Here is an 18122-nt window from a genome sequence, read left to right as displayed (position 1 = left end):
TTCACCGATCCTGAGCCGCATTGGAGCCACCAGCGTGACCCTCGACAGCGGCGTCTCCGCCGGAACCTGGCAGGACACCACGGCGCCCGCGTCCGCACGCGTTGCCGACCTGATGACCCGGATGACCCTGCGTGAGAAGGTCGCGCAGATGTACGGCGCCTGGCTCGACGTCGACGACACCGCCGGGGAGGTGGCCCCGCACCAGCACGAGCAGACCCCGGACCCGATCGACTGGCCCGACCTCATCCCCCACGGCCTCGGCCAGATCACCCGCGCCTACGGCACCACCCCGATCGCGCCCGCCGACGGCGCCCGGCGGGTCGCCCGCCTGCAGCGCGACGTCGTCGCCGCCGGCCGCTTCGGCATCCCGGCGATCGTGCACGAGGAGTGTCTGACCGGCCTGGCCGCGTGGCAGGCGACGATCTACCCGGCGCCGCTGTCGTGGGGCGCCAGCTTCGACCCGGACCTCGTCGAGCGGATGGGCGCCCAGATCGGCCGCACCATGCACCGCCTCGGCATCCAGCAGGGCCTCGCCCCGGTCCTGGACGTCGTGCGGGACCTGCGCTGGGGCCGCGTCGAGGAGACCATCGGCGAGGACCCGCACCTGGTCGGCACCATCGGCGCCGCGTACGTGCGCGGCCTGGAGTCCGCCGGGGTCGTCGCCACCCTCAAACACTTCGCGGGCTACTCCGCGTCCCGCGCCGGGCGCAACCTCGCGCCGGTGTCCGTCGGGCCGCGCGAGCTCGCCGACGTGCTGCTGCCGCCGTTCGAGATGGCGTTGCGCGCCGGCGCCCGCTCGGTGATGAACAGCTACACCGACGTCGACGGCGTCCCCGTCGCCGCCGACGGAAGCCTGCTCACCGACCTGCTGCGCGGGCGGCTCGGCTTCGACGGCACCGTCGTGTCCGACTACTTCTCGATCGCGTTCCTGCAGACGCTGCACGGCGTCGCCGGGTCCCGCGCCGACGCCGCCGCCCTGGCGCTGCGCGCCGGGATCGACGTCGAGCTGCCCGGCGCGAACTGCTACGGCGCGCCGCTGCTGGCCGCCGTCGAGGCCGGCGACGTCGGCGAGGCCCTCGTCGACCGGGCCGTCACCCGGATCCTGTTGCAGAAGTGCGCCCTCGGCCTGCTCGACCCGGACTGGCGGCCACCCCTGGACAGCTCCACCGTGGACATCGACCCGCCGGAGTCCCGGGCGCTCGCCCGGGAGCTGGCGGAGCGCTCCGTCGTGCTGCTGCGCAACGAGGCCGCGCTGCCGTTGCGGCCCGGCACCCGGCTCGCCGTCACCGGCCCCGGCGCCGCGGAGCCCGGCGCGATGCTCGGCTGCTACTCGTTTCCCCGGCACGTGCTCGTGCACCACCCCGACGTGCCCACCGGGGTGGCGGTCCCGTCGGTGCTCGACGCGCTGCGGGCCGGGCACGACGTCACCTACGCCCCCGGCTGCCCCGTGACCGGCGGCGACGACGCGGACATCGCCGCGGCCGCCGAGACCGCCGCGGGCGCCGACGTGTGTGTCGCGGTGCTCGGCGACCTGTCGGGGCTGTTCGGCGGCGGTACCAGCGGCGAAGGCTGCGACGCGAGCGACCTGCGGCTGCCCGGCCGGCAGGAGGAGCTGCTCGAGGCGCTCCTGGCGACCGGCACCCCGGTCGTGCTGGTGCTGCTCGCCGGCCGGCCGTATGAGCTGGCCCGGCAGGTCGACCGGCTCGCCGCCGTCGTGTGCGGGTTCTTCCCCGGCGAGGAGGGCGCCGCCGCGATCGAGGGTGTCCTCAGTGGACGGATCGACCCGTCGGGGCGGCTGCCGGTGAGCTTCCCGGGCGCCGGCGCCGCCCAGCCGTCGACCTACCTCGCCGCTCCCCTGGGCCGGCGCAGCGGCGTCAGCACCGTCGACCCGACGCCCCTGTTCCCGTTCGGCCACGGGTTGTCGTACACGCCGACCACCTGGGGCGACGTCGAGGCGGCCGGGAGCTGGCCGACCGGCGGCACGGTCGAGGTGACGGTGCCGGTGACCAACGACGGCGAGCGCGCGACGAGCACCGTCGTGCAGGTGTACCTGCACGACCCGGTCGCCGAGGTGGCCCGGCCGGAGCGGCAGCTGATCGCCGCGGCCAGGGTCGACCTGGCGCCGGGGCAGCGGCGGCGCGTCACGTTCGGGCTGCACGCCGACCTGCTGTCCTACACGGGCCGCGACGGGCACCGCCTGGTCGAGCCGGGCGACGTCGAACTGCGGGTGGCACGGTCCAGTGTGGACGTCCACGCCGCGGTGCGCCTCCCGGTCGCCGGGCCGCGCCGCGTCGTCGGCCACGACCGGGTGCTGCACCCGACCGTCACGCTGTCCTAGTCGCGCCGGAAGGGCGGGACCCCCGATCAGGGTCCCGCCCTTCGTCATGCGGTCACACGGCGGTGCAGGCGCCGCCGTTCAAGGTGAACGCGGACGGCCTGCCGGTGTTGCCCGCGTGGTTCGCCTGGAACCCGAACGACACCGAACCGCCCGGCTGGATCGCCGCGTTGTAGCTCACGTTCCGCGCCGTCACCGCCCCGGAGGCCGGTGCGACGGTCGCGTTCCACGCCGACGTGACGCTCTGCCCCGACGGGAGCGTGAACCCGAGCGTCCAGCCGTTCACGGCGGTGGTGCCGCCGTTGGTGACCGTGACGGCCGCGGTCAGTCCCGTGTTCCAGGCGTTCGCGGTGTACGAGACCCGGCACCCCCCGACCGGCGGGTTGGACGGCGGCGGGCTCGACGGCGACGCCGACGAGCTGGACGGCGACGGGCTCGTCCCGCCGGACAGCCCGAAGAACGCGATCGCCATCGCGGCCTGCCCGGACAGCGGCAGGTTGTGCCCGACGCCGGCGAGACTGACCGCCTCGACCGGTGCCGTGGTGCCCGCGTTGCCGTACCGGGTGCGGGTCCAGCCGGACTGCGGCTGGTCGGTGAGCACCGGCGTCTGGCTCACCCCGAGCACGTTCGTCCACTGCTCGATCTCCTCACCGAAGTTCGGATACGCGAGCGTCGTGTCGTTGGTGCCGTGGAAGACCTGCATGCGCGGGCGCGGCCCGGTGTACCCCGGGTAGGCGGCCCGGACCAGGTCACCCCACTGCTGCGGGGTCTTGTTCAGCTGCCCGCTGGAGCAGGTGCTGTTCCACGAGGAGCCGTCGGTGGTGGCGAAGCAGCCGAACGGCACCCCCATGAACGCGGCACCGGCCTTGAACACGTCCGGGTAGTCGCCGAGCAGCACGTTGGTCATCATGCCGCCGGACGACGCGCCGGTGACGTAGACGCGGTTCGGGTCCGCGTTGTGCTGCTGCTGCACGTACGTGACCATCGACATGATCCCGACGGGGTCGCTGCCACCGCCGCGCCGCAGCGCCTGCGGCGACGACACGTCGAAGCAGTTGCCGCTGCGGGTCGCCGACGGGTAGACGACGATGAACCCGTAGCGGTCGGCGAGCGACGCGAACTCCGTGCCGGAGTAGAACGCCGGGCCCGAGCCGGTGCAGTAGTGCACGGCCACCACGACCGCCGGGCGGGCGGCGACGGTGTTCGGCACGTACAGGTGCATGCGCAGGTTCGTCGGGTTGGTGCCGAAGTTCGTCACCTCGGTGAGGGTCGCCGCGGCTGCCGGCGCCGCGAAGTACGTGACGCCGGCGACGGCGAGGACCGCGGCCGCCAGGGCCGCCTTCAACAGACGCATGTGGGTCCTCCTCAGCTCGCGGCGCAGGTGGGGCTGAGCGTGCCGGCGGTGCCGGTGGCCTGGAAGCCGAACTCGGTGAACTGACCGGCGTTGAGGCGGCCGTTGTACGAGACGTTGCTGAACGTGTTGCCGGACCGGGTGGTGCTCCACGAGTTGGTGAGCGTGACGCCGGACGGCAGCGGCAGGGTGACGGCCCAGCCGTTGGTGCCGTTCGCGCCGGCGGTGACGCGGATCGTGGCGACGAACCCGCCCTGCCACTGGTTCACCGACACGCTCGCCGTGCAGCCACCGGACGGGATCGGCGGCTGGCTGCTGCTGCTGCTCACCGGGGGCGTGCTCGGCGGCGTGCTGGTCGGGTTGCCACCGCCCAGCGCCGCGAGGGTGCTCGTGTACGCGGCCTTCTTGTTGCCGTTGCCGTCGAACAGCAGCGGCGTGCCCGACGCCCGCCACGAGTCGCTGTCCCGGATGCCCCACACGGTGATGCCGGTGCAGCGGGTCACGGCGAGGCAGGCCCGGGTCACGGTGGCGAAGTTGTTGGCCTGGGTCGTGCCGGAGCCCTCGATGTCCAGCTCGGTGATCTGCACGTCGACGCCGAGGTTCGCGAAGCGCTGCAGGTTGGCCTGGTAGTCCGACGGGACGGGGCTGGCGCTGTTGAAGTGCGACTGGAAGCCGACGCAGTCGATCGGCACGCCGCGCGCCTTGAAGTCCTGCACCATCGCGTAGACGGCGTTGGACTTCGCGTTCTGCCCGTCGGTGTTGTAGTCGTTGTAGCAGAGCTTCGCGCCCGGGTCGGCGGCCCGCGCGGTGCGGAACGCGACCTCGATCCAGTCGTTGCCGGTCCGCTGCAGGTTCGAGTCCCGCCGCCCGCCGCCGCCACCGTCGGCGAACGCCTCGTTGACGACGTCCCACGCGTAGATCTTGCCCTTGTAGTGGGTGGCCACCTGCGTCACATGGTTCACCATCGCGTTGCGCAGCGCGGTGCCCGACAGGTTCTGCGCCCAGCCCGGCTGCTGCGAGTGCCACGCGAGCGCGTGCCCGCGGACCCGCTGGTTGCGCGACTGCGCCCGGGACACGATCTGGTCCGCGGACCCGTAGGAGAACGATCCCTGCGTGGGCTCGGTCGCGTCCCATTTCATCTCGTTCTCCGGCGTCACCATGTTGAACTCGCGGTCCAGGATGCCGCTGTACACGGCGTCGCTCAGCTTGTACGCCGCGACCGCCGTGCCGAAGTAGCGCCCTTGCTCGGCGGCGGCCGCGCCCAGCGTGGACGCGGCGGCGTCCGCGGTCGACGCGATACCGAGCGCCACCACGACGGCCAGGGCACCCGCCCCGGCGGCGCCGAGCGCCCGCTTTCGATTCCTGTCCATTGTTCGGCCCTTCGTTTCGAAACATTCTTCGGCGGGGACCCGATCAGCATCGGGGAATCGCCACCCCGCCAGACCCGCCGGAGGACGGATTTCCGCACGGTCGCCGGGTTGCCCTGCTGACACGGTCCGACCTGGCAATTTTCGAAAAACTGATACTGAAACTTTCATTGATCAGCGCCGAGGATTACCGTTTCACGACCAGCCGGCTGTCGGATTCTTTGAACGCACGGCGCGGGAGGTGTTGATCGACCCGTGGAAACTTCCGCGACGCGGGGTCAGGCGGACCGGTGGACCGGGGTGGCGGCGGGGTACAGGGGGCGCAGGCCGAGCCGGGCGACCTCCGCCGCGCTCGGCGCCGGCGTCGCGAGGTCCCATTCCAGGAACACCTTGTCGCCGTCGTGGCAGGCGTAGCTGGTGGAGAAGCACAGCAGGGGCTCGTGCTCGACGAGGTGGCCCTCGCGGATCACGTCGTGGCCGAAGGCGGCGACCCGGCAGGACGGGTGCAGGGCGCGCAGGAACGCCGTCGCGCGGGCGGCGGTGGTGGTGCGGGCCCACAGCAGCGCGCCGGTCACGCCGGACGACGGCATGTCGGACAGCGGGACGTGCTCGAAGCCGGCGAGCGGAGCGGTGTCGAGGTCTGCGGCCGAGCTGATGACGGCGTGCGGGGCCGCGTGGGTGAAGGCGATCCCGGCGCCGGGCGCCACGGCGGCGAGGGGCCAGCCGGCCAGCCAGTCCCGCAGCGGCGCGAAGCGGGCCGGGCCGCACGTGGCCTCCAGGTGCGCGGCCTCGTCGGGGTGGAACTTCGCCAGGCGTGGGCCGCCGAGGTGCGCGTGCTCGTGGTTGCCGAGCAGGTAGTGGACCCGGCCCGGGAAGCGGCGCCGCAGCCGCCACGCCTCGTCGAGCAGAGTGGCCGACTCGTCGGTGTAATACGTGCCGAGGTGCTCCGGCCACTCGTCCGGGCTCAGCGCCGGACCGTGCACGAGGTCGCCGCACAGCAGGAGGTGCGGGTCGTCGGCGGCGTGGAAGCGGCGCACGAGGGCGCGGAAGTCGGCCAGGTTGCCGTGCAGGTCGGTGGCGGCCAGCAGGGTGCCGCGCCCGGGCAGGACGACGAGCCGCGACATGCCCGCCAGCATAGGCTGGTTCGCCGGTCGCGCCGGGAGACGCGACGGGTCAGGCCGACTCGAGGACCGGGTCCGGCGCGGCGGGGACCTCGGCGACGGTGACCAGGTCACGGCGGCGGGCCAGCGCGGTGACCGCCACGGCGTACAGCGGGAAGATCACCAGGTCGACGGCGAGGATCTGCCATTCCGCGTCCGCGGCGTTCTCGGACGAGGCGAGCTCGCCGAACGCCGCCGACGCGCCCATCGCGATCAGGTTGTTGACCAGGTGCAGGGCGATCGCCGCCTCCAGGCCGCCGGTGCGGATCGTGAGCCAGCCGGTCACCACGCCGAAGAGGATGAGGTCGATGAAGCCCCAGGGGGTGCCCGCGCCGTGGATGGCAGCGAAGGCGACCGCCTGGACGCCGATCGGCAGCCACGGTGCGCGGACGAACGCGCCGACGGCCTGCAGGAGCCAGCCGCGGCACAGGTACTCCTCGGCGGCGGTCTGCAACGGCACCAGGACGAGCAGCATCAGCAGGGCGGCCACGAACGCGCCCGCGCCGACCCAGCCGACATCGGACGGGACCTCCTCGTCGAGGCCGGTCGTCATGCCGGACAGGACGGTGGCGGCCACCACGATCAGCACCATCGCCGGCACCGCCACCAGCAGGCAGACGCCGAGCCAGCGCAGCCGCAGCCGGCCCTGCACCGACGAGACCGTCCCGGGGCGGCGGCGCTGCACCCACCAGGCGGCGAGCGCCACGCACGGGATCAGGGCGCCGAGCATCAGCAGCTCGACCCCGAAGCCGCCGGTGTCGCCCCAGTCGCTGACGCCGTCCGCGCCGACCGGACGGCCCACGACCATCCCGACGGCGTCCGAGAACGCGTACACGACGCCGACCATGAAGAACCAGGACACCGCCAGGACCAGGGTGCCCACCACGGGCCGCCACCAGCGGTGCGCGGCGGTGCGCGCCAGCCGGTGGTAGGGGACGCTGCTGAACACCTGCAAAAATTAACGCATGCGAGCAGATGACGTTGTCCCGCTGGGGCGGACCGGGCTGACGACGAGCCGGCTCGGGCTCGGGCTCGCCTCGCTCGGCGGCCTGTTCACGCCGGTGAGCGACGAGGACGCGGCGGCGACCGTCGACCGGGCGTGGGACTTGGGGATCCGCCTGTTCGACACGGCACCGGTGTATGGCTACGGCCGGTCCGAGACCCGTGCCGGGGCGGCCCTGCGGGGGCGCCCCCGCGACGGGTACGTGCTGTGCACGAAGGTCGGCCGGCTCATCGAGCCCGGCGGCCCCGACACGCAGGACATCTGGGCGGACCCGCCGCCGGGGGTCGGGCCCCGCCTCGACTACGGCTACCGGGCCGTGCGCCGCAGCGTCGAGGACAGCCTGGATCGGCTCGGCCTCGACCGGGTCGACGTCCTGCACATCCACGATCCCGAGCTCGACTACCCGGTCGCCGTCACCGAGGCGTACCGCGCCCTGGCCGACCTGCGCGGGGAAGGCGTGATCGGGGCCGTGTCGCTCGGGGTCAACCACGCCGACGTCGCCGCCCGCTTCCTGCGGGACGCGCCGCCGCCGGGGCCGGACTGCGTGCTGCTCGCCGGGCGGTACACGCTGCTGGACCAGTCGGGGCTGGACGAGCTCCTGCCGTTGTGCGCCGAGCGCGGGGTCGCGGTGCTCGCCGCCGGCGTGTATCAGGGCGGCCTGCTCACCGCGCCGGACCTCGACGGACTGGACGCGCCGGCGGCGATGCTGCGCAAGGTGCGGGCGGTCCGCGAGATCTGCGCCGCGCACGGCGTGCCGCCGCTCGCGGCGGCCGTCCAGTTCCCGTTCCGGCACCCGGCCGTCGCCGCGGTCCTCGTCGGCGCGCGGACCCCCGAGGAGGTCACGGCGAGCGTGGATCTCCTGGCCCATCCGGTGCCCGCCCAGCTGTGGGAGGCCCTGCGGGACGGCACACACCTTCGAGCATGAGGTCGATCGAGCGGATCGCGGCGTCCGCGTCGGCGGTCTCCACGACGCCCTCGACCATCGTGCACAGCAGCGCCAGATCGGACGGGGCCAGGTCGGCGCGGACGTGACCGGCCTGCTGGGCCAGGCGCAGCGGCGCGGTGAGCGTCGTGATCATGCGTTGCTGGTAGCGGTCCCGCGTCTGCCGATCGAGGCGCCGCACGTGCAGCACCAGCGGCCGCATCGCGATCTGGGTGCGCAGCAGCTCGGCGAGCAGGTCGCGGAAGGCGGCGGGCCGGTCGGCGTGCGCGGCGACGAAAGCCTCCAGCCGCGCCAGCTCGTGCGCGATGACGGCGGCGGTCAGCGCCTGCCGGTCCGGGAAGTGCCGGTAGAGGGTGGCCTGGCCGACGCCGGCCCGGCGGGCGATCTCCGGCATGAGCACGGTGGAGTGCCGGCCCAGCATCATCTCCGTGGCCGCCCGCAGGATCGCCGAGCGGTTGCGCTGCGCGTCCCGGCGACGCGGCGTCTGGACTCCGTACAGCACGGGCCGACCACCTCCCAGCAGCCACGACAGCGACTCATGTTACCCGCTGGTAACGATAATGTCATGAACTTCAAATTCTCGGTACCCGCTTCTACGCTCCCGCCACCCCGTTCCCTCTGAAGGAGAGCGCATGGCGAAGCGCCTGTCCGTCTGCCTGCTGTCCGTGCTCGCCGCGGCCGCCCTCACCGCGGCGGCCCCCGCCCCCGCCACCGCCGCGCCGCTGCCGGCCGCCGCCGCGACGGCCGCGGTGCCCACGACCGGGTTCCGGTTCGTGGACATCGCCGGCTCCGGCGGTGTCGTGCTCAAGGCCAACGTGATCGCCCCGTCCGCCGCCGGCCGCTACCCGGCGATCGTGTTCCCCGCCAGCTGGGGGCTCAACGACCTCGAGTACATCGCCCAGGCCAGGACCCTCGCGGGCCGCGGCTACGTCGTCGTGTCCTACACGCCGCGCGGCTGGTGGGCCTCCGGCGGCGAGATCGACACCGCCGGGCCGAAGGACATGGCCGACCTGTCGGCCGTCATCGACTGGACGATCGCGAACACCGCCGCCGACCCGTCCCGGATCGGCGCGGCCGGCATCTCGTACGGTGCCGGCATCAGCCTCCTCGGCTCGGCCTTCGACCCCCGCATCCGCGCCGTCGTCATGATGAGCGGCTGGACCGACCTCGTCTACTCGCTCTACGGCGACCAGACCCGGCACCAGCAGTCGGCCGGGCTGCTGCAGCTCGCCGCGGGGCTGCTCGGCAACGCCGGGCCCGACCTGTCGGGCAAGCTCGCCGACTTCAACGCCAACCGCAACGTCCCCCAGATCATGGCCTGGGCCGGGGTACGGTCCGCGGCGACCTACCTCGACGCCATCAACGCCAACCGGCCGGCCGTCCTGATCGCGAACTCGTGGGGCGACTCGATCTTCCCGCCGAACCAGCTCGTCGACTTCTACGGCCGCCTCGCCGGGCCGAAACGCCTGGAGCTGCGCCCCGGCGACCACGCGATCGCCGAGCTCACCGGCGTCATCGGCCTGCCCAACGAGGTGTGGGCCAGCGCGTACCGGTGGTTCGACCAGTACCTCGCCGGGCTCGACACGGGGATCGGCTCGGAGCCGCCGGTGCTCGTCAAGCCGCACAACGCCGCGAGCGAGAGCTACGCCGCGTGGTCCTCGCTCAGCGGCAGCGTCCGCCGGTACGGCCTGAGCCAGATCCGCTGGTGGGACGGCACCGGGCTGCTCGGCGGGAGCCCGAGCACGGGCTGGAGCAAGACCCTGCCGTCCGACCTGAACACCACCGCCGACGGCGGGGTCGTCCTGCTCACCAACGGCGCGGCGGCCCTCACCGGCATCCTGCCGCAGATCTGGCTGCCGACCGTCGACCGTCTCCGCGCCGGCGTCTGGGCCTCCGACCGGCCGTCGACCGTCCAGCGGATCCGGGGCGTGCCGAAGGTGCACCTGAACCTCACGGGCACCGCCGCCCAGGGCACGGTCGTGGCGTACCTGTACGACCTGGACACCGCCGGCAACGCGAAGCTCATCACGCACGCGCCCGTGTCGTGGCTCGGCACCGCGACCGGGAGCCGCAGCGTGGACGTGTCCCTGTCCGCGACCGCCTACGACGTGCCGGCCGGGCACTCGCTGACCCTCGTCGTCGACACGACCGACCCGCTGTACTACGACGCGAACACCCTCGGCGGCTCCGTCACCGTCGCCGGCGGCTCCTATGTGGACGTGCCGCTGCGGTAGCCGGTGCGTGTGTCGCACGACGCACGGCAGGTGTCGGCGGCGCGACCGTACGGTCGGCCGCCGGCACCTACCGTGGCGGGCATGCAGCGGCTCGCCCTCGTCCTCCTGGTCCTCGCGCTCTCCGCCTGCGCCGTGGAGCCGTTCGAGGACGGCGACGGCAAGCGCATCCGGCTCGCCGTCGAGCAGCTCTTCGGCGAGCTGGAACGCGCCGACTACAGCACCGCCGCGTCCCACTGGTGCGCCTCGTCCGGTACCCCGCCGACCGCCGACGAGCTGCGGGAGGACTTCACCGGGCTGCAGCGCCCGTGGCGGACGAAGATGGTCTCCTCGCAGCACACCCCGGGCGGCACCGGCACGGTCAACCTGACCCTCACCGACGGCGCGGGCGCCGAGCACCCGTTCAACGTCGACTTCACCATGGCCGGCGGCACCACCCAGGTCTGCGACGTCAGCACCGGCACCATGCACATCGACGTCGACATCTGACCCGCCCGTTCACGCCGGTGACGGGCCGCTGATATCACCTGGCGGGCGTGCGGGACGCGAACGCGGGCACCTGAGCCTCCACGTCGACGGGGTCCTCGCCCGGCAGATCGACGCGTGCGCCCTCACCGCCACCCAGGTCAAGGCGCCGGCGGTGCGGCCCGGCGGGCGGCGCGTGCGACGCTGGGCGACGATGGGCGCATGACAGGGTGGGAGATGGCGGCGGTCGCCGTCGCCGGGCTGGCCGCCGGTGGGATCAACGCCGTCGTCGGCTCGGGGACCCTGGTCACGTTCCCGGTGCTGCTGGCCGTGGGCCTGCCGCCGGTGACCGCCACCGTGAGCAACACCCTCGGCCTGGTCGCGGGCAACGTGAGCGGTGCCGTCGGGTACCGGCGCGAACTGCGCGGCCAGCGGCGCCTGGTGCTGCGGCTGCTGCCCGCGTCGGTGATCGGGGCGTTGTGCGGCGCGTTCCTGCTGCTGCACCTGCCGGCGGCGAGCTTCGAGGCGGTCGTGCCGGCGCTGGTCGGTCTCGCGGTGGTCCTGGTCGCCGTCCAGCCCGCGCTGCAGCGCGCCCTGGACCGGCGGTCGTCCCCGGACGCCGTCGCCCCCGCCGTGGAGGGCCCCGGCCGGGCGCGGCACGCCGGGCTGTTCGCCGGCGCCTACGCGACCGGCACCTACGGCGGGTACTTCGCCGCCAGCCAGGGCGTGCTGCTGATCGGCATCTTCGGCCTGCTCCTGCGCGAGCCGCTGCAACGGCTCAACGCCATGAAGAACGTGCTGACCACGGGCGTGAACGCGGTCGCGGCCGCCGCATACGTCGTCGTGGCCACCGACCGCGTCGACTGGCCGGCGGCGGGTCTCCTCGCCGCCGGCTCGATCATCGGCGGGTCAGCCGGTGCCCGTTACGGCCGCCGCCTGCCCGAAGTGGTCCTGCGCTCCGCGATCGTCGTGCTGGGCCTGATCGCCATCACCGTGCTGCTCACCCGGTAGGCCCGCCGTCAGGCCGGCGCCGGCCCCGTCAGGACCTCGCGGAGCTTGACGGCGAACTCCTCGGGTTTGCCGGCGTAGCCGAACTCACCGCCCAGGAAACCGCCGTGGTGACTGGGGAACACGGTGGCCTCCTGGCCGAGCAGCGCGGCGGTCGCCAGGGCGGTCCGCGCCGTGTAGGTCCCCGCCGACTCCTCCCCCACCGCGACCACGATCCGGGCCGGCGCGGCGGCGGCGAGGGCCGCGACGTCCGGCCGGTAGTCGGTGACCGCCCACGACCGCTTCGACAGCAGCGGGTCGTCGCGGGTCCCGTCGTCCTCGGCCGGCATCCCGAACATCGCCGGGTCCGGGGCCGGCTGCGCGAAGTACTCCTCGGTGAACTCGCCCTGCCACGACGTCATGACGATGAACGCGGCCATGCCCGCGCCCCAGCCCTTCGCCTCGTACGCGTCGTTGAAGCCGGCCCGGGCCCGCTCCGCGCCGGCCGCGTCGGGCAGCACGGTGCTCAGCGGCGGCTCGTGCGCCACCAGGGTGGCGACGTCGCCGGGGTGCGTGGCGACCAGTTCGAGGGCGGTGACGGCGCCGCCGCTGCTGGCGAACACGTCGACCGGTCCCGCGCCGAGCGCGCCGATCAGCGCGTGCAGGTCCACCGCCTGCTGCTGCGGCGTGTTGTCGGTCCCGCCGTCGGAGCGCACGCTGCGGCCGAGCCCGCGCGGGTCGTACGTGACGACCGTGCGGTCCTCGAAGTGCCCGGCGAGGACGGTGAATCCCTCCGCGGTCATCGGCTGGCCGATCATGAACAGCACGGGCTGGCCGCCGGCGGGCGGCAGCGGCCCGCGGACGTCGTAGACCAGGTCGGCCCCCGGCAGCGCGAGGGTGTGTGTCTGCGTCTGCACCATGCCGCCGAGCCTATGCCTGCCGGGTGCCTCCCGTGGCGAACCGCGCTGGGCCGTCTCGCACTCCCCGTACCGCCGTATACCTGATATCCGAATTACCCCCTAGGTGATTGTTTTCACTGTTTAAGGTGATTTCTGATATCAGGCGTACGGGGGAAGCAGTTGAAGCAGAGATTCGGTGCGGCAGGCACCCGCAGGCGACGGGCACTGGGCGCGATGGCGCTGACCGTCGCGTTCACCGGCGTGGTGGTGCCGCTCTTCCAGCAGGCTCCGGCCGCGGCGGCCGGGGTGCCGTGCACACCCACCGACGGCGGCACCGACTGCATGCGGTTCGCATACACGGGATCGGACCAGACGTTCACCGTGCCGGCCGGGATCACCCACGTCGGCGTCGACGTGTTCGGCGCGGGCGGGGCCGACTCGCTGGAGGGCAAGGGCGGCGGGGGCGGCTGGGCCGTCGGGACCGTCACGGTCACCCCGGGCGAGGTGCTCACCATCACCGTCGGCGAGGGCGGCAAGCCGAACTCCTCGGTCGCCACCTACGGCGGCGGCGGACGCGGCGGCATCATCGACGGCGGCGTGCTGCAGGAGCACGGCAGCGGCCGCGAGGAGAACGGCAACGACGACGGCGGCAGCGGCGGCGGCATGTCCGCGATCTGGCGGACGTCGTACGGCGTGGGCCCGGTGCTCATCGCCGGTGGCGGCGGCGCGGCCGCGACCACCACGGCCGACGACGGCGGATACGGCGGCGGCAGCAGCGGCACCGGCGGCGCCGGCGGCGCGACGGCCGGCGGCGGCGGCACGCAGATCGCGGCCGGTGCGGCCGGCAACAACGGCTGCGGCGAGGGCGACGACGGCGCCGCGCTCGCCGGCGGTGCGGGCGGCGACGGCTACAAGCCGGGCGGCGGCGGTGGCGGCGGCTGGTTCGGCGGTGGCGGCGGCGACTGCCAGGCGAGCTTCGGCAGCCCGACCTTCGCCGGTTCCGGCGGCGGCGGCTCCGGGTACAAGAACAGCACCGGTGTCTCGGGCGGCTACCTCTACGCGGCGAGCGACGAGAAGTCCGCCGCCGACGGCGACTCGGCGAAGACGGCCGGCAAGGGCGACCACGAGCAGAACGGCGAGGTCGTGATCCAGTGGACGACCCCGCTGACCGCGTCGCCGCTGACGTCGTCCGGCGAGTACGGCGCGGTGCAGACGGTGACCGTGCCGGTGCCGGCCGGCGGCTCGGTCAAACTGGTCGACAGCACGCCGTCCGACGTCAACACGGTGACCGTCGCCGGGCAGGGCGTCTACACGGTGGTCCCGGCCACCGGCGTCATCACCTTCACCCCGGACGCGGGCTTCTCCGGCACCGCGACCCCGGTCACGTTCAAGCGGAGATCCGGCGAGCTGGGCGCGACGTCGACGTACACGCCGACGGTCGGGCCGGCGCCGGCACCGGTGCATCCGGCACCGGCGCCCGGGGCGCTGACCAGCACCGGCGTCGGCACCGCGCCGCAGACCGCCACGGCGAGCGTCCCGGCCGGGAACACCGTCACGCTGCTCGGCACCGGCGGGCAGCCGACCACCACGGTGACGGTCGCGCAGCAGGGTACCTACGTGCTCAACGCGTCCACCGGCGTCATCACGTTCACACCCGTCACCGGGTACGTGGGCACGGCCACGCCGGTGACGTACCGGCTGACGAACGCCGCCGGTCTGACCGGCACCGCCACGTACACGCCGACGGTCACGAAACCGGCAGGACCGGCCGCGGCCGCGAAGACCAGCACGGGCCTCGGCACGGTCGTGCAGTCCGCCGCCGTGGAGGTGCCCGCCGCCGGGACGGTCGGGTTCGTGTCCGGTGGCACGGTGACCCCGACGCTGAACGTGGAGGGCAAGGGCACCTACGGGTTCGACGCGGCCGGCAAGGCGCTCACGTTCACGCCGTTCCCCGGCTACATCGGCGTGGTCACCGCGGCCACGTACCGGGTGACCGACAGCTACGGGCAGCACGCGGACGCGACCTACACCGCGACGGTGACGATCCCGCCGCCGCCGACCGCGCCGGACCGCACCACGAGCGGTGAGGGCGTCACCCCGCAGACGGCGACGCTGCCGGTGCCGGCGAGAGGCACGATCTCGCTGGTCGACGCCAACGGCAACGCGGTCACGTCGCTGTTCTTCCCGAACCAGGGCACGTACACGCTGCAGCTCGTGGCCGCGTCCTCGGCATCCGTCGCCGCGGCCGGCGCCTCCATCGCGGCGGCCGGCTCGGTGCCGAACCCGTCGCAGTCGCCGGGATCCGCGACCGTCATCTTCACCCCGGTGCTGGGCTTCCACGGCCAGCTGCCGCCGGTCGACTACCAGGTCACCGACGCGTACGGGCAGACGGCGAAGGCGACGTACACGCCGCTGGTCACGATCCCGGCCCCGCCGGCGCCGCCGAGCAAGACCACGCAGGGGCAGCCGGACCAGACGCAGTCGGCGACGCTGACGGTCCCGGCCGGCGGCTCGATCACGCTGCTGGACGCCAAGGGCCGGGCGGCGATCGTCGTGCGGATCCCGAACCAGGGCACGTACGTGCTGCAGCCGGCGAGCGGGCACATCAGCTTCGTCGCGGTGCCCGGGTTCGCCGGGCAGGCGAAGGCGGTCCGCTACCGGGTGACCGACGCCTACGGTCAGACGGCCGAGTCGACGTACTCGGCGTTCGTGTTCGGCACTGCCCTGGCCGTCACCGGGCTCGGGCTGCTCGACCTGATCCTCGTCGGCTCGACGATGATCCCGACCGGCGCGACGCTCGTCGCGTTCGGCAGCCCGCGACGCCGCCGGCGCCCCGGGATCGCCTGACCTTCCCTGCCCTGCGCGGGTCCGCTCAGCTGGAGCCGCGCAGGGTCAGGGTCGTCGGCAGGCGCCCGCCCGTGGGCAGGGCGGGATCCAGAAGGCGGCGGACCGCGGCGGCCGCCTCCTCCTCCACCGGCATGTAGACCGACGACAGGTCCGCGGCCTCGGCGAGGGCGCTGCCGTCGAAGCTGACGACGGCGACGTCGTCGGGGACGCGCCGGCCCGCCTCGCGCAGCGCCTGCAGGACCCCCATCGCGGACACGTCGCAGGCGGTGAACACGGCGTCGAGGTCCGGCTCGCGCAGCAGCAGCTCCCGCATCGCCGCATACGCCGTCGGGCGGGTGAAGTCGCCGTCGGCGGCGAGGACGGACTGGCCCGCACCGGCCATCGCCCGCAGGAACCCGGCCTTCCGCTCGTCCGCGCACGGCGTCGGCGGGCCGAACACCGCGCCGACCCGCCGCCGGCCGGTCGCGACCAGGTGCATCGCCGCCTGGTGACCGCCGCCGTAGTTGTCGGGTGCGACGAACGGGATGCCGGGCGCGGTCTGCCCCAGCGCGACCGTGCGGGTGCGCCGCAGCCCGGCGGCGGCCGCCGCGGGCATGTTGATGAGGACCTGCCCGAACGGCGGGTCCTCCTGCCGTGCCGCCGGCGTCGCGACCTGCCTGACCTGCAGTGCCACGTCGTGGCCTTCGAGGGCGCGGACGGCACCGGTCAGGACCCGCCCGTAGAAGGGCTTGCCGGCCAGCGCCGCCGGGTCGGGGTCGACGATGAGGATCTCGATGTGCTCAGGGCAGCCCGCGCCGGCCCGGCCGGTGGCAAGGGCGCGCGCGGCCGCGTGCGGCTCGAAGCCGAGCCGCTCGGCGACGTCGCGGACCCGCTTGCGCATCGCGTCGGTGGTGCCGGGCAGGCCGTTGATCGCCCGCGACGCGGTGGCCCGGGACACGCCGGCCACCCGCGCCACGTCGGCGAGCTTGGGACGCTGCTGCTCCATGTCGATCAACATAGCGCAGCGGGCGGTGTCACCTGCTGCTCAGCGCCCGCCGCAGCTCGTCCTTGGTCATCGACGAGCGCCCCTTGACGTTGCGGCGCTTCGCCTCCGCGTACAGCTCGTCGCGCGAGCCGCCCTGCCTCGGCCGGTCCGACGACCGCATCGTCGCCGACGGCTTGCCCAGCTCGTGCCAGTTGGTCTCGGTCATGTCGACGCCGTGGCGCTTCGCGGCCCGCTTGATGCGTTTGAACGCCTCGGTCCGCTCGGCGTCGGTCGCGTCGCGGACCTGGTCGAACCGGGCGATCGCGTTGCGCACGTGCGACGCGTCGTTGAGCGGCTCCTTGCGCAGCCGGGGGAACGCGAACGCGCTGTCGGGCATCGCGTTGCGGTCGTCGGTGTCCAGCTCGTGCCTGCTCTGTCTGCGTGCTGCCATACCGCCGGGATACCCGCCGCCGGCCCGTCCATGCGTTCCCCCGCAGGCCCAGACGGGGGTCGCGGTCTACAGGTGCGGGCCCAGGAGGGTCAGGTCGGCCGGGGAGAGCCGGTCGCGGGCCGTCTTCGCCTGGTGCCAGTACGGGTACAGCAGCCGCAGGGCGCTCACCTCGTCGAGGCGGCGGCGCTCCTCGCCGGTGAGGGTGAGGTCGGCGGCGGCGAGGTTGTCGGCGAGCTGCTCGCCGGTGCGGGCGCCGATCACCAGCGACGTGACGGCCGGCCGGCCGAGGACGTAGGCGAGGGCGACCTGCGCCGCCGACACGCCGTGCCCCGCGCCGATCTCGACGAGGAGCTCCACCGTGTCGTAGAGCCGCTCCTGGTCGTGCACCGGCGGCTCGTCCCAGTCGCTGAGCTGCCGGGAGCCGGCCGGGGCGGCGACGCCGCGACGGTACTTGCCCGACAGCAGCCCGCCCGCGAGGGGGCTCCACACGAGGACGCCGAGGTCCTGGTCGACGGCGGCGGGGATCAGCTCATACTCGGCGTCGCGGGCCTGCAGCGAGTAGTAGATCTGCTGGCTGACGGGGCGCGGCAGGCCGTGCCGGATCGCGGTGCCGACGGCCTTCATCAGCTGCCAGCCGGTGTAGTTGGACAGCCCGACGGAGCGGACCTTGCCCTGGCGGACCAGCAGGTCGAGCGCTTCGAACGTCTCCTGCAGCGGGGTGACGCCGTCCCACTCGTGCAGCTGGTAGAGGTCGATGTGCTCGACGCCGAGGCGGCGCAGGCTCGCCTCGCAGCCGGCGATGACGTGCTGGCGGGACAGGCCGGCGTCGTTGGGGCCGGGCCCCATCGGCATCCGCACCTTCGTGGCGACGAGCAGGTCGTCGCGGCGGCCCTTGATGGCCTCGCCGACGATCCGCTCGGACTCGCCGGCGGAGTAGACGTCGGCGGTGTCGATGAGGTTGACGCCGGCGTCGAGGCACATGTCGACCTGACGGCGGGCCTCGGTCACGTCGGTGGCGCCGACGGCCGCGAAGCCGCCCTTGCCGCCGAACGTCATCGTCCCCATGGTGAGGACGGAGACCATCAGACCTGACCTGCCGAGCGCGCGGTACTCCACGCC

15 protein-coding genes are annotated in these 18122 nt (G+C 73.8%); 6 read left to right on the top strand and 9 right to left on the bottom strand.

Annotated features, from left to right (window positions below):
* Positions 1-34 precede the first annotated feature (34 nt).
* Complete coding sequence (locus tag ACZ6TV_RS52140; protein WP_465308653.1) at positions 35-2338, top strand: beta-xylosidase/alpha-l-arabinosidase; 2304 nt, start codon at positions 35-37, stop codon at positions 2336-2338.
* A gap of 52 nt (positions 2339-2390) precedes the next feature.
* Here ACZ6TV_RS52140 and ACZ6TV_RS52135 read toward each other — a convergent pair whose 3' ends face one another.
* The 4 genes from ACZ6TV_RS52135 to ACZ6TV_RS52120 all read right to left on the bottom strand — a co-directional run bounded on the left by ACZ6TV_RS52135 (position 2391) and on the right by ACZ6TV_RS52120 (position 7162).
* A complete protein-coding gene (locus tag ACZ6TV_RS52135; RefSeq protein ID WP_465308651.1) occupies positions 2391-3689 on the bottom strand; it encodes an extracellular catalytic domain type 1 short-chain-length polyhydroxyalkanoate depolymerase in 1299 nt (432 codons plus the stop codon).
* Positions 3690-3700: 11 nt separating this feature from the next.
* Positions 3701-5056, bottom strand: coding sequence for a glycoside hydrolase family 10 protein (locus tag ACZ6TV_RS52130; protein ID WP_465308649.1), 1356 nt, complete (start codon positions 5054-5056; stop codon positions 3701-3703).
* Between the two features lie 275 nt (positions 5057-5331).
* Positions 5332-6177 carry a metallophosphoesterase gene (locus ACZ6TV_RS52125; protein ID WP_465308647.1) on the bottom strand — a complete coding sequence of 282 codons (846 nt, stop codon included), beginning with the start codon at positions 6175-6177 and terminating at the stop codon, positions 5332-5334.
* A gap of 49 nt (positions 6178-6226) precedes the next feature.
* The gene (locus ACZ6TV_RS52120; protein WP_465308645.1) at positions 6227-7162 is read right to left on the bottom strand and encodes a lysostaphin resistance A-like protein; all 936 of its coding nucleotides are present in this window, start codon (positions 7160-7162) and stop codon (positions 6227-6229) included.
* 16 nt (positions 7163-7178) lie between these two features.
* Here ACZ6TV_RS52120 and ACZ6TV_RS52115 point away from each other — a divergent pair, with 16 nt between their 5' ends.
* Entirely contained in the window at positions 7179-8141 is a 963-nt protein-coding gene (locus tag ACZ6TV_RS52115; RefSeq protein ID WP_465308643.1) for an aldo/keto reductase, read from the top strand.
* Here the strand turns inward: ACZ6TV_RS52115 and ACZ6TV_RS52110 are convergent.
* A complete protein-coding gene (locus tag ACZ6TV_RS52110; RefSeq protein ID WP_465308641.1) occupies positions 8056-8661 on the bottom strand; it encodes a TetR/AcrR family transcriptional regulator in 606 nt (201 codons plus the stop codon). The two genes, ACZ6TV_RS52115 and ACZ6TV_RS52110, sit on opposite strands and share 86 nt — an antisense overlap.
* A gap of 130 nt (positions 8662-8791) precedes the next feature.
* Between ACZ6TV_RS52110 and ACZ6TV_RS52105 the strand changes: the two genes are divergently transcribed.
* The 3 genes from ACZ6TV_RS52105 (at position 8792) to ACZ6TV_RS52095 (ending at position 11866) form a co-directional block, all read left to right on the top strand.
* Positions 8792-10393: a CocE/NonD family hydrolase gene (locus ACZ6TV_RS52105; RefSeq protein WP_465308639.1), complete on the top strand. Its 1602-nt coding sequence runs from the start codon at positions 8792-8794 to the stop codon at positions 10391-10393.
* A gap of 81 nt (positions 10394-10474) precedes the next feature.
* The gene (locus ACZ6TV_RS52100) at positions 10475-10879 is read left to right on the top strand and encodes a hypothetical protein (protein WP_465308637.1); all 405 of its coding nucleotides are present in this window, start codon (positions 10475-10477) and stop codon (positions 10877-10879) included.
* 198 nt (positions 10880-11077) lie between these two features.
* Positions 11078-11866 carry a sulfite exporter TauE/SafE family protein gene (locus ACZ6TV_RS52095; RefSeq protein WP_465308635.1) on the top strand — a complete coding sequence of 263 codons (789 nt, stop codon included), beginning with the start codon at positions 11078-11080 and terminating at the stop codon, positions 11864-11866.
* A gap of 8 nt (positions 11867-11874) precedes the next feature.
* Here the strand turns inward: ACZ6TV_RS52095 and ACZ6TV_RS52090 are convergent, their stop codons facing one another.
* Entirely contained in the window at positions 11875-12762 is an 888-nt protein-coding gene (locus ACZ6TV_RS52090) for an alpha/beta fold hydrolase (RefSeq protein WP_465308633.1), read from the bottom strand.
* A gap of 213 nt (positions 12763-12975) precedes the next feature.
* Here ACZ6TV_RS52090 and ACZ6TV_RS52085 point away from each other — a divergent pair, with 213 nt between their 5' ends.
* Positions 12976-15588 (top strand): glycine-rich protein, encoded by a 2613-nt coding sequence (locus ACZ6TV_RS52085; protein WP_465308631.1) that lies wholly within the window; start codon positions 12976-12978, stop codon positions 15586-15588.
* A 25-nt stretch (positions 15589-15613) separates the two neighbouring features.
* Here the strand turns inward: ACZ6TV_RS52085 and ACZ6TV_RS52080 are convergent, their stop codons facing one another.
* The 3 genes from ACZ6TV_RS52080 to ACZ6TV_RS52070 all read right to left on the bottom strand — a co-directional run bounded on the left by ACZ6TV_RS52080 (position 15614) and on the right by ACZ6TV_RS52070 (position 18119).
* The gene (locus tag ACZ6TV_RS52080; RefSeq protein WP_465308629.1) at positions 15614-16573 is read right to left on the bottom strand and encodes a LacI family DNA-binding transcriptional regulator; all 960 of its coding nucleotides are present in this window, start codon (positions 16571-16573) and stop codon (positions 15614-15616) included.
* Between the two features lie 28 nt (positions 16574-16601).
* Complete coding sequence (locus tag ACZ6TV_RS52075) at positions 16602-17003, bottom strand: DUF6582 domain-containing protein (RefSeq protein WP_465308627.1); 402 nt, start codon at positions 17001-17003, stop codon at positions 16602-16604.
* Positions 17004-17069: 66 nt separating this feature from the next.
* On the bottom strand, positions 17070-18119 hold the full coding sequence (locus ACZ6TV_RS52070; RefSeq protein WP_465308625.1) for an aldo/keto reductase: 1050 nt from the start codon (positions 18117-18119) through the stop codon (positions 17070-17072).
* Positions 18120-18122: the final 3 nt, after the last annotated feature.

This window comes from Dactylosporangium sp. NPDC051087, assembly GCF_055586325.1.
The sequence above is the reverse complement of the archived record's forward strand: the minus strand, read 5'-3'. Positions and strand labels throughout refer to the sequence as shown.

Excerpts from the sequence above, each read along its gene's own strand:
- ACZ6TV_RS52130 (WP_465308649.1), bottom strand. The coding sequence starts at position 5,056 with ATGGACAGGAATCGAAAGCGGGCGCTCGGCGCCGCCGGGGCGGGTGCC.
- ACZ6TV_RS52135 (WP_465308651.1), bottom strand. The coding sequence starts at position 3,689 with ATGCGTCTGTTGAAGGCGGCCCTGGCGGCCGCGGTCCTCGCCGTCGCC.
- ACZ6TV_RS52080 (WP_465308629.1), bottom strand. The coding sequence starts at position 16,573 with ATGGAGCAGCAGCGTCCCAAGCTCGCCGACGTGGCGCGGGTGGCCGGC.
- ACZ6TV_RS52075 (WP_465308627.1), bottom strand. The coding sequence starts at position 17,003 with ATGGCAGCACGCAGACAGAGCAGGCACGAGCTGGACACCGACGACCGC.
- ACZ6TV_RS52090 (WP_465308633.1), bottom strand. The coding sequence starts at position 12,762 with ATGGTGCAGACGCAGACACACACCCTCGCGCTGCCGGGGGCCGACCTG.
- ACZ6TV_RS52105 (WP_465308639.1), top strand. The coding sequence starts at position 8,792 with ATGGCGAAGCGCCTGTCCGTCTGCCTGCTGTCCGTGCTCGCCGCGGCC.
- ACZ6TV_RS52095 (WP_465308635.1), top strand. The coding sequence starts at position 11,078 with ATGACAGGGTGGGAGATGGCGGCGGTCGCCGTCGCCGGGCTGGCCGCC.
- ACZ6TV_RS52115 (WP_465308643.1), top strand. The coding sequence starts at position 7,179 with ATGCGAGCAGATGACGTTGTCCCGCTGGGGCGGACCGGGCTGACGACG.
- ACZ6TV_RS52100 (WP_465308637.1), top strand. The coding sequence starts at position 10,475 with ATGCAGCGGCTCGCCCTCGTCCTCCTGGTCCTCGCGCTCTCCGCCTGC.
- ACZ6TV_RS52085 (WP_465308631.1), top strand. The coding sequence starts at position 12,976 with ATGGCGCTGACCGTCGCGTTCACCGGCGTGGTGGTGCCGCTCTTCCAG.
- ACZ6TV_RS52125 (WP_465308647.1), bottom strand. The coding sequence starts at position 6,177 with ATGTCGCGGCTCGTCGTCCTGCCCGGGCGCGGCACCCTGCTGGCCGCC.